Source organism: Phreatobacter aquaticus (genome assembly GCF_005160265.1).
GTDB lineage: Bacteria > Pseudomonadota > Alphaproteobacteria > Rhizobiales > Phreatobacteraceae > Phreatobacter > Phreatobacter aquaticus.
This window is the reverse complement of the sequence record NZ_CP039865.1, coordinates 4966542-4974952: the sequence shown is the minus strand read 5'-3', so window position 1 is coordinate 4974952 and position 8411 is coordinate 4966542. Positions and strand designations below refer to the sequence as shown.

Genomic DNA, 8411 nt, shown 5'->3' with positions numbered 1-8411 from the left:
GGACCGACCGGGGGCCTGAAGGCGCAGGGCATGGCCGCGACCTTCGCCAAGGTGATCAAGGTCTGGCTGGATGACGAGGATCCGGCGCTGGCTCGCACCATGCGCAAGCTCGACGAAGAGCTGGCACGTGCCGGCCGTGCTGCGACGATGCTGCGCGAGGCTGAGCGCCTTGCCGCGCCACTCAGGGCGTTGATGTCGGCTCCCCGCATGTTCTGCCGCTCCAGCTGGCCGCGCGACCGTTGGCGCGACCGGGACAGCAGCCGGAACGAAGGCGGCTGGCGGGGCGATGACCTGCGCGACCCCAACGTCACGCCGGTCTGAACGGAGCTCGGCATGCAGGGCGATGACAGGCCGGGGCCGATCGGCTTCGATGATTTCCTGAAGGTGGACATCCGCGTCGGGCGGATTGTCGAGGCCGAACCCTATCCGGAGGCGCGCAAGCCGGCGATCAAGCTGGTGATCGATTTCGGCCCGGAGATCGGCCGGAAGAAGTCCTCGGCCCAGATCACCAAATATTATCAGCCGGACCAGCTCATTGGCCGGCAGGTTCTGGCTGTGGTGAATTTCCCGCCGCGACAGATCGGCAAATTCATGTCGGAAGTTCTGACGCTGGGCGTCCCCGACGAGGAGGGCGCCGTCGTCCTCCTCCAGCCCGAGCGGGAGATCCCGCTCGGCGGTCGCCTGTTCTGACGATCAGGCCGCGTTTTTGGCGATCAGGCAGCCTTGGCCGATTTCGGCATCACTTCGGCCGAATAGCTCTCCATGATCACCTTCGACATGTTGCCGGGGGTGTAGGAATAGGGGCCGATCTCGCCAACCGGGGTCACTTCCGCCGCCGTGCCGGTGATGAAGCACTCGTTGAAGGTCGACAGTTCCTCGGGGAGGATGCGCCGCTCGACGACCTCGAAGCCGAGCGTCTTGCAGACCGCGATGACCGACTGGCGGGTGATGCCATCGAGGAAGCAGTCGGCGATCGGGGTGTGGATCTTGCCATCCTTGATGAAGAAGACATTGGCGCCGGTGCACTCGGCAACGCGGCCCTGCCAATCCAGCATCAGCGCGTCGGCATAGCCCTTCCGCTCGGCCTTGTGCTTGGAGATGGTGCAGATCATGTAGAGGCCGGCGGCCTTCGAGGCCGAGGGCGCGGTTGCGGGATCGGGGCGGCGATATTCGGCGATGTCGAGCTTGATGCCCTTCATCTTGGTCGCGGGATCGAAATAGCTCGGCCATTCCCAGGTCGCGATGGCAACATGGATCTTGTTGTGCTGGGCCGACACGCCCATCATCTCCGAACCGCGCCAGGCAACCGGGCGGACATAGGCGTCGGTCTGGCCATTGGCCTTCAGCACGGCGGCCTTGGCAGCATCGAGCTCGGCGACGGTGAAGGGAACCTCGAAATCCAGATATTCAGCCGAACGACGCAGGCGGGCCGAATGCTCGGTCGACTTGTAGATCGTGCCGCCATAGGCGCGCTCGCCCTCGAACACGGCCGAGCCGTAATGCAGGGCATGGGTGAGGACATGGACCTGCGCCTCGCGCCAGGGAACCATCTTGCCGTCCATCCAGATGAAGCCGTCGCGGTCGTGGAACGGGATCAGGGTCATGGTCTTCTCCTCCTCGATGATGCCGGGTCCACAAGGGCCGCGGGCACCGTTTTGCGAAGCGGATCGTGTCCGGTTAACCTGAAGGTCGTGAGAGACGCCGTCAGAGGCGATTCTCGGCACGGCAATAAGGCCGTTTCGGTACGATCGTTTCGTGAATGCGGGCAAATGAGTAACAATCGGCATCGAATATGTCAACATGGCTGACATAAATGTCTCGCCGGCCCAGCGCCGGCCATCCGGCGGTTTGGAGCGGGCGGCAAGCGAGGCGGGCCCGCGGGAGCCTGCTTACGATTTGATAGAGCTGCTCTTTTTCGCCTATCGCGACTTCGTCGGCGACCCCGATCACGTGCTCGAAAGGTTCCAGTTCGGGCGCGCGCACCATCGGGTTTTGTACTTTGTCGACCGGCATCCCGAAATTCGCGTGGCAGACCTGCTCGACATTCTCAAGATCACCAAGCAGAGCCTGGCGCGGGTGCTGCGCGAGCTGGTCGAGCAGGGGTTCATCCTGCAGCGCGAGGGCCAGGTTGACCGGCGGCAGCGGCTGCTGACCGTTACCGAGAAGGGCAAGGCCTTGGCGCTGGAACTGTCCCGGCTCCAGGCTGATCGCTTTGCACGGGCGCTGCAGGTGTCGGGAGCCTCGCGCGACATGGTCACCCGCTTCCTGTTCGCGATGATCAATCCCGACGAGCGCGAGGGCGTAACCCGTCTGATCACCCAGGCTGACCTGCTGGGGCAGAAGGGCAAGGAGCGATGACGCGATGAGCGTGGCGGCCAAGATGCCCTCCGACGAGGCGCCTCACCTGCTGGTGGTCGATGATGACCGGGTGATCCGGCAGACGCTGGCGCGCTTCCTGACCAATAACGGCTACCGGGTGACCACCGCGGAACATGCCAAGGCGGCCAGGGGACGGCTCAATGGCCTGACCTTCGACCTTCTGATCCTCGACGTCATGATGCCTGGCGAGACGGGCTTCGACCTCGCCCGCGCCATTCGGGCCGGCAAGACGGAACAGGCGGCCGAGGTGCCGATCCTGATGCTGACTGCGCGCTCGGAGCCTTCCGATCGCATCACCGGGCTTGAGATCGGCGCAGACGACTATCTGCCGAAGCCGTTCGAGCCGCGCGAACTGATCCTGCGGATTGGCGGCATTCTGCGGCGCGCCATGCCGGTTCAGCAGCCGGCGGTGGAATCGGTGCGTTTCGGCGACTTCCATTTCCACATCGGCCGGCTGGAGCTGAAGCGCGGTGACGAACTGATCCGGCTGACCGATCGCGAGAAGGACATGCTGCGGGTCCTCTCGGTGAAGCCCGGTGAGACCGTGCCGCGCTACGATCTCGCAGCACCCGGCGGTGATATCAACGAGCGCACCGTCGATGTGCAGGTCAATCGGCTCAGGCGGAAGATCGAGGTCGATCCCGCCAATCCGACGCATCTGCAGACCGTGCGGGGCATCGGCTACCGGCTGATTTCGGCCCCTTGAACCGGGGCCCCCGGGCGGCGTGACGGGGAGCGGAGAAACACCCCATTTGCCCCATGACGCAGGCCTGAAACAGAAGGGCGGCTTAGTCGTCCATCCTATGTGGATTACGGGGGAATTCCATGAGCATGGACTCGGATGGCGGCTGGTCGAACACGTCCTCGGACAGTGTTTCCGACGGCGTCGATGGTGACAGCACGACGGAACATGTCGGCTTCTTCCAACGGCTGATGCAGTCGCTGGTCGGCATCCTGATCGGCCTGGGACTGGTTGCAGCCACGGTCTGGGGCATTTTCTGGAACGAGGGCCGAGCCATCGGCACCACCCGCGCGCTCAATGAGGGGGCTTCGGTGACGGTCACCGTCCCCTCGGCGCAGGTCAATCCCGCCAATGAGGGCAAGCTGATCTTCACGACAGGCGACCTCAGGTCGCGGTCGCAGGTCGGCGACGAGGATTTCCAGGTCCGGACCCAGGCGGTGCGCATCGAACGCCGGGTCGAGATGTTCCAGTGGAAAGAGGAACAGAAGACCGAGAGCCGCAGCAATGTCGGTGGCTCACAGACGCGCACCACCACCTATTCCTATGAGCGGGTTTGGTCGGACCGTCCGATCGATTCCTCACGCTTCCGCCAGGCCGACAGCCACCGCAATCCGCGCATGCCGCTGACCGGGCGCACCCAGACCTCGCCTGACGCAACCATCGGCGGCTTCACGGCGGACGAGCGGGTCATCGGCCTGTTCGGCAGCGGTGCCCAGCGCCGCTTCGACCTGACGCAGCAGGCGTTGGGACCCTTCAACCAGCGCTTCAACAACCGGGCGCGGATTTCCGACGGCAGTGTCTATGTCGGTGACGATGCGCAGAATGCCCAGATCGGCGATCTCAGGATCACCTACATGATCCTGCCCGAGGGGCCGGTCAGCATTGTCGGCCGTCAGGTTGGCCGCGGTTTCGGGCCCTATATCGCCGCCAACGAACGGCAGGTCTTCCTGGCCGAGACCGGCATCAAGACCTCGCAGGAACTGTTCGCCCATGCGCAGGAAGCCAACCGCATCCTCACCTGGATCCTGCGCGGTGTGGCCTTCCTCGTGATGTTCATCGGCTTCTTCCTGGTGCTCCGGCCCTTCGTGATCCTCGCTGACATCATTCCGATCCTCGGCAGTGCTATGGCAGCCGGCGCCGGCCTGATCGCCTTCGCACTGACCTTCGTCGTCTATCTGCCGACGGTCGCGATCGCGTGGTTCTGGCACCGGCCGGTGATGTCGATCGGCCTGATCGTCGCTGGCGTTGCCGCAGCCTATGGCTTGAAGGTGCTGGCCGAACGCCGTCGCGCGGCCGGCGGCGCCCCGCAGCCTGCTCCAGCCTTCGCTGCAGCGGGGATGCCGCAGATGGCGCAGCCCTATCCGCCGCAGGGTTATCCGCCGCAGCCCTATCCCGCGCAGGGCCAGGGCTATCCGGCACAGGGCTATGCGCCGCAGGGCTATCCCCAGTCGCCGCCGCCTCAGCAGGGCTACCCAGCGCCGGGTCAGCCCGCGCCGTCCGGTGGGTCGTCATTCCTCAACGTGCCGCCAGGGATCGGCCCCAGGTCCAACGGCTGATCGACATGAGATCGGCGCCGGGCGAACCGGCGCCGTTTTCAGTTCAGGGGATCAGGATGATCGAGCCAGTGGTCTTGCGCCCGTTCAGGTCCTGGTGGGCCTTGGCGACATCCTTCAGCGCATATTCCTTGGGCTTCTGGATCTTCACCGTACCGTCGCTGACGACCTCGAACACGTCCTTCGCGTTGGCGAGGAGGTCCTTCCGCGTTGCCACATAGTGGAACAGCGTCGGGCGGGTCAGCGAAGCTGATTTCGGCTGCAAGGCGCTCGGCGAGATCGGGTCGGGCGCGCCGGAGGCCGCGCCGAACAGAACCAGATGTCCGCGCGAGGCCAGGCATTCCAGCGACTTCAGGAACGTGTCCTTGCCGACGCCATCATAGACGACCTGCACGCCCTTGCCGCCGGTGATCTCTTTCACGCGGGCGACGAAATCCTCCGATGTGTAGAGAATTGGGAACTTGCAGCCGTTCTTCGCCGCGAGCTTGGCTTTCTCCTCCGTCGAGGTCGTGCCGATGACGATGGCGCCCAGCGCCTTCGCCCATTGGCAGAGGATCAGGCCCATGCCGCCGGCGGCGGCGTGAACAAGAACGTAGTCGCCCTTCTTCACCTGATAGGTTTCCTTGAGGAGATAGCGGGCCGTCATTCCCTGCAGCATGATGCAGGCTGCGGTCTTGTCGTCGATCGCCTTCGGCAGCTTGACCAGCGTCGCCGCGGGAATCATGCGCTTCTCGGCATAGGCGCCGGGCGGCCCACCGGCATAGGCGACGCGATCGCCGGCCTTGACCTCGGTGACACCTGGGCCGACCGACTCGACCACGCCCGCCGCCTCCATTCCGATGCCGTGCGGCAGGCTTGGCAATTGGTAGATGCCGGAGCGCTGGTAGATGTCGATGAAGTTCACGCCAATGGCGGTCTGGCGGATATAGGCCTCGCCCGGGCCCGGGGGCTTCATCGCGACGTCTTCATGGACCATCGCCTCCGGTCCGCCCGGTTTGTGGATACGGATCGCCTTTGCCATGTGCCCCTCTTGCCTGCGTCTGGCCTGTCAGAATTTGGTTAGTCGATCTTTGTAGAGCAATTTCCGTGGCTTCGTCGAGCGCGACGGGTGCGTCACCTCATCCGGCGCCCGTCGCCCGGATCCGGTATAGGAGTTGCGTGGGGGAGCCCGGAGGAATGCCATGCTGTCCCGCCGCGATACGTTGCTGACCAGTTTGAAGACCGCCTTTGGCCTTGCCATCGGCGCGTCGTCTCCATTGGGGACGCTGCTGACGTCGCCGGCTGCGGCCTCAGACCGCCCGCGCTCGGCCGATTGGGCGATTCCGTTCGGCGCGGCAATCCGGGACTGGCCGTTCCAGAACGAGCCCGCCTACCGCTCGGCGCTGATCGCCCATTGCCGCCAGATCGTCGGCGAGGGTGGCCTGAAATGGGCGGACATCCGCCCGACACGGGAGAGCTTCGTCTTCGACCAGCCGGACCGGCACATGGCGTTTGCGCGCCAGAATGGCATGGAGATGCGTGGTCACACGCTGGTCTGGTATGGCGCGATGCCGGAGTGGACCAAGACGATCGGTTCGAGCACCGAGGCCGAGCGCGAACTGGTAGGCCATATCGAGACGGTGATGGGACGCTATCGCGGGCGCATCAAGAGCTGGGATGTGATCAACGAGCCGATTCCGGACGATCCGGCGAGCCGGTCCGACATCCGCCCGAGCATCTGGCAGCAGCGCATGGGCGAAGCGCATATCGCGCTGGCGCTGCGTACCGCCGCGCGGATCGATCCGCAGGCTCAGCTGGTGATGAACGAATATGACATCGAATATGTCGGTGACCGGTTCCGCCGCAAGCGCGAGGCCTTCCTGCGGCTGATCCGCGATCTCAAGCTGCGCAACACGCCGCTCCATGCGATCGGGCTGCAGGGCCACCTGCGCGGCGAAGTGGCGATCGATCGCGACGGGCTGTCGGCCTTCATCGCCGAGATCCGTTCCATGGGTCTTGACGTGCTGGTGACCGAGCTCGACGTCATTGATAACAAGCTGCCAGGCCCGCCGGATCTGCGCGATGCCATGGCGGCGGCGCGCGCCTATGACTTCCTGCAGGCGATCCAGACGGTTGCCCGTCCGAAGGCCATTCTCACCTGGGGCATCACCGACAAGTACACGTGGGTGCCGCTCTGGTTCAAACGGACGGACGGTCTCGCCAATCGGCCGTTGCCATTCGACGAGGCCTATCAGCCGAAGCTACTGATGCGGGTGATCGAGCATTTCGCCAAGGACCCGCGCTGATGCTGCTCCGCCAGACATCCACCTACATGGTCGCGCACGGAACCTCGGCGGCGCTCGGCTTCCTCGCGGTGATCCTGTTCACGCGCATGCTGAGCCCGGCCGAATACGGCGTCTATGTCGTCGGCATGGGCCTGGCGGGAATCGTGTCGGCGCTGCTGTTCACCTGGGTGCGCCTCTCGATCCTGCGTTTCGAGTCCGAGGGTGAGGCGACCGATATCCGGCTGACCGCTCTTGCGGCCTATGGCGTGTCCGTTGCAACAACGCCGGTGGCGCTGGCCATAACGGTCTTTATCGCAGGCATTCCGTTCGAGCGCGCGGCTGTCGCCATCACGCTGGCACTGGCTCTCGGCTTGTTCGAACTGGGACAGGAGATCCTGCGGGCCCGTCTGCAGGCCGGTTCCTACATGCGCGCCACGATTTTCCGGGCGGTCATTGCCATCGGGTTGTCTCTGGCCTTCGTCCATGCCGGCTTCGGGGGCTTCGGCCTGATTGCCGGCGTCGCTGGCGGCTATCTGATGTCGGCGCTGTGCTTCTCGCCAGCGGTCTGGCGGGGTCCGATCAAGCCGTTCGACCGCGAGGCGTTCCGCCAGATGATGCGCTTCGGGGTGCCGATGGCGCTTTCGGGTGGCGTCTTCGCGCTGCACTCCGCGCTCGACCGACTGCTGGTTGCCTATCTGCTCGGCGACCATGCCGCCGGTGTCTATGGCGCGGCCGCCGACCTAACCCGGCAGATCATCACCTTTCCGGCCCTGTCGGTCGCGTCCGCTGTGGTGCCGATGGCGATCCGCTCGCTTGCGGAAGATGGCCCGGCCGCGGTCGACCGGCATCTGACGAAGAGCGGCGAATTGCTGCTCGCCGTCGTGCTCCCCGCCGTCGTTGGCCTCGCCCTGGTCGCGCCGCATCTCGCGGCTCTGATCCTCGGCCCCGAATTCCGGGATACCGCCGCCGGTCTCATTCCGATCCTGGTCTTCGCCTGGCTGTTCCAGACGATCTCGATGCAGTTCGTCCAGGTCAGCTTCCACCTTGCCAAGAAGCCCATGCTAATGGTGTTCCATGGGGCGGCATCCCTCGTCGTCAACGTGGTCGCGATGGTCTTTCTGGTCGGCCCGTTCGGCCTGAAGGGGGCTGCCATGTCGCTGGTGCTCGCCGAAGCGGTGGGTGTCGCCGCCGGCTTCTTCCTGTCCCGGCAAGCCCACCCGCTTCCCTTCGCCTGGGAACCGATCCTGAAGGTCGTCGTGGCGGTGACCGCCATGGCGGTGCCGACCGCCTTGATCGAGTGGAGCGACCCATCCAACAGCATATTCGGTTTCATCGTCAGCGTGCTGACCGGGATCGGCGCCTATGGAGTGGCCGTGCTGGTGCTGGATGTCGCCGATATCCGCTCGATCCTGCTCAAGCGCCTGCGCTCAAGAAACCACGCTGCTCCAGCGGACTGAACTGACCGCTTTGCCG

At 65.0% G+C, this 8411-nt stretch carries 9 protein-coding genes and 1 pseudogene; 7 read left to right on the top strand and 3 right to left on the bottom strand.

Annotation, left to right across the window (positions count from 1 at the left end; translation table 11 throughout):
- Together E8L99_RS23665 and E8L99_RS23660 are read left to right on the top strand one after the other, a co-directional pair.
- A pseudogene (locus tag E8L99_RS23665) lies at positions 1-321 on the top strand (hypothetical protein); the annotation flags it as partial.
- Positions 322-333: 12 nt separating this feature from the next.
- Complete coding sequence (locus tag E8L99_RS23660; protein ID WP_137101867.1) at positions 334-690, top strand: tRNA-binding protein; 357 nt, start codon at positions 334-336, stop codon at positions 688-690.
- Between the two features lie 23 nt (positions 691-713).
- Here E8L99_RS23660 and E8L99_RS23655 read toward each other — a convergent pair whose 3' ends face one another.
- Both E8L99_RS23655 and E8L99_RS24115 read right to left on the bottom strand, forming a co-directional pair.
- Positions 714-1604, bottom strand: coding sequence for a branched-chain amino acid aminotransferase (locus E8L99_RS23655; RefSeq protein ID WP_137101866.1), 891 nt, complete (start codon positions 1602-1604; stop codon positions 714-716).
- Positions 1605-1704: 100 nt separating this feature from the next.
- Entirely contained in the window at positions 1705-2013 is a 309-nt protein-coding gene (locus E8L99_RS24115; RefSeq protein WP_315862562.1) for a hypothetical protein, read from the bottom strand.
- Positions 2014-2025: 12 nt separating this feature from the next.
- Between E8L99_RS24115 and E8L99_RS24110 the strand changes: the two genes are divergently transcribed.
- The 3 genes from E8L99_RS24110 (at position 2026) to E8L99_RS23640 (ending at position 4677) form a co-directional block, all read left to right on the top strand.
- Positions 2026-2358 carry a MarR family winged helix-turn-helix transcriptional regulator gene (locus E8L99_RS24110; protein WP_315862561.1) on the top strand — a complete coding sequence of 111 codons (333 nt, stop codon included), beginning with the start codon at positions 2026-2028 and terminating at the stop codon, positions 2356-2358.
- 4 nt (positions 2359-2362) lie between these two features.
- Positions 2363-3085 carry a response regulator gene (locus E8L99_RS23645; protein ID WP_137101864.1) on the top strand — a complete coding sequence of 241 codons (723 nt, stop codon included), beginning with the start codon at positions 2363-2365 and terminating at the stop codon, positions 3083-3085.
- Between the two features lie 119 nt (positions 3086-3204).
- Positions 3205-4677: a TMEM43 family protein gene (locus E8L99_RS23640; protein WP_137101863.1), complete on the top strand. Its 1473-nt coding sequence runs from the start codon at positions 3205-3207 to the stop codon at positions 4675-4677.
- A gap of 43 nt (positions 4678-4720) precedes the next feature.
- On the opposite strand, the gene E8L99_RS23635 is transcribed toward E8L99_RS23640, so the two are convergent.
- Positions 4721-5695, bottom strand: coding sequence for a quinone oxidoreductase family protein (locus tag E8L99_RS23635; protein WP_137101862.1), 975 nt, complete (start codon positions 5693-5695; stop codon positions 4721-4723).
- A gap of 160 nt (positions 5696-5855) precedes the next feature.
- On the opposite strand from E8L99_RS23635, the gene E8L99_RS23630 reads away from it, so the two are divergent.
- Together E8L99_RS23630 and E8L99_RS23625 are read left to right on the top strand one after the other, a co-directional pair.
- Positions 5856-6959 carry an endo-1,4-beta-xylanase gene (locus E8L99_RS23630; protein WP_137101861.1) on the top strand — a complete coding sequence of 368 codons (1104 nt, stop codon included), beginning with the start codon at positions 5856-5858 and terminating at the stop codon, positions 6957-6959.
- The gene (locus tag E8L99_RS23625) at positions 6959-8395 is read left to right on the top strand and encodes a lipopolysaccharide biosynthesis protein (RefSeq protein ID WP_137101860.1); all 1437 of its coding nucleotides are present in this window, start codon (positions 6959-6961) and stop codon (positions 8393-8395) included. The genes E8L99_RS23630 and E8L99_RS23625 overlap by 1 nt, the downstream gene beginning before the upstream one ends.
- Positions 8396-8411: the final 16 nt, after the last annotated feature.

Bases quoted from the DNA above. Each gene is read 5' to 3' on its own strand.
- E8L99_RS23660 (WP_137101867.1), top strand. From the start codon at position 334: ATGCAGGGCGATGACAGGCCGGGGCCGATCGGCTTCGATGATTTCCTG.
- E8L99_RS23655 (WP_137101866.1), bottom strand. From the start codon at position 1,604: ATGACCCTGATCCCGTTCCACGACCGCGACGGCTTCATCTGGATGGAC.
- E8L99_RS24115 (WP_315862562.1), bottom strand. From the start codon at position 2,013: ATGCCGGTCGACAAAGTACAAAACCCGATGGTGCGCGCGCCCGAACTG.
- E8L99_RS23645 (WP_137101864.1), top strand. From the start codon at position 2,363: ATGAGCGTGGCGGCCAAGATGCCCTCCGACGAGGCGCCTCACCTGCTG.
- E8L99_RS23640 (WP_137101863.1), top strand. From the start codon at position 3,205: ATGAGCATGGACTCGGATGGCGGCTGGTCGAACACGTCCTCGGACAGT.
- E8L99_RS23635 (WP_137101862.1), bottom strand. From the start codon at position 5,695: ATGGCAAAGGCGATCCGTATCCACAAACCGGGCGGACCGGAGGCGATG.
- E8L99_RS23630 (WP_137101861.1), top strand. From the start codon at position 5,856: ATGCTGTCCCGCCGCGATACGTTGCTGACCAGTTTGAAGACCGCCTTT.
- E8L99_RS23625 (WP_137101860.1), top strand. From the start codon at position 6,959: ATGCTGCTCCGCCAGACATCCACCTACATGGTCGCGCACGGAACCTCG.